Genomic DNA, 838 nt, shown 5'->3' with positions numbered 1-838 from the left:
CGAAGACTTCGGCGGCGTTGAGGCCGGACTCGTAGACGGCGGACGGGGTGCCGGTGAACTTCCAGGCGGTGTTCAGGGACTCCCAGCCCTGCCAGGGACCGGCGTTGAGGTTGTAGTTGTGGTTGAGGACGCCGTCGGTGCCGATGCCGAACAGCTCGACGGCGTTGGTGGTCGCGTTGTACACGGCCGCGGGGCTGCCCATGAACCGGAACGAGGGCCCCAGAGTGCTCCAGCCGTTCCACTTGGCGTCGTTGAACAGGTAGTTGTGGGAGACGACGCCGTCGGTGCCGGTGGCGAAGACCTCGGTGACCTTGTTCACCGGGTTGTAGACCGCGCTCGGGTCGGAGGCGAAGCGGAAGCTGCCGTCGAGGACGTCCCAGGTGGTCCAGGGCTTGCCGTCGGTGGAGTAGCTGTGGGAGACGACGCCGTTGGTGCCGGTGGCGAAGACCTCGGCCGTCCGGGTGTCCGGGTTGTAGACGGCGGACGGGGTGCCGGTGAACTTCCAGGCGGTGTTCAGGGACTCCCAGCCCTGCCAGGGACCGGCGTTGAGGTTGTAGTTGTGGTTGAGGACGCCGTCGGTGCCGATGCCGAACAGCTCGACGGCGTTGGTGGTCGCGTTGTACACGGCCGTCGGGCTGCCGCCGAACTTGAACGTGGGACCCAGGGTCTGCCACCCGCTCCAGGAGGCGGCACCGTTGAAGTGGTAGTTGTGGGAGACGATGCCGTCGGTGCCGGTGGCGAAGACCTCGGTGACCTTGTTGACCGGGTTGTAGACCGCGGTGGGGCTGCCGGTGAAGCGGAAGGAGTTGTCCAGCGACTCCCAGGGCGTCCAGCCCGG

General features: G+C 67.1%; 1 protein-coding gene. It reads right to left on the bottom strand.

Annotated elements, in window-relative coordinates; genetic code table 11:
- On the bottom strand, nucleotides 1-838 hold an 838-nt coding region (locus WDV06_RS37025), incomplete at both ends, for a PLL family lectin (protein WP_395514181.1).

It is taken from the genome of Streptomyces racemochromogenes (assembly GCF_044129415.1).
In the GTDB taxonomy this organism is placed as follows: Bacteria; Actinomycetota; Actinomycetes; order Streptomycetales; family Streptomycetaceae; genus Streptomyces; species Streptomyces racemochromogenes_A.
Note: the sequence above shows the minus strand (reverse complement) of the source record. Positions and strands in the feature narration are given on the sequence as shown.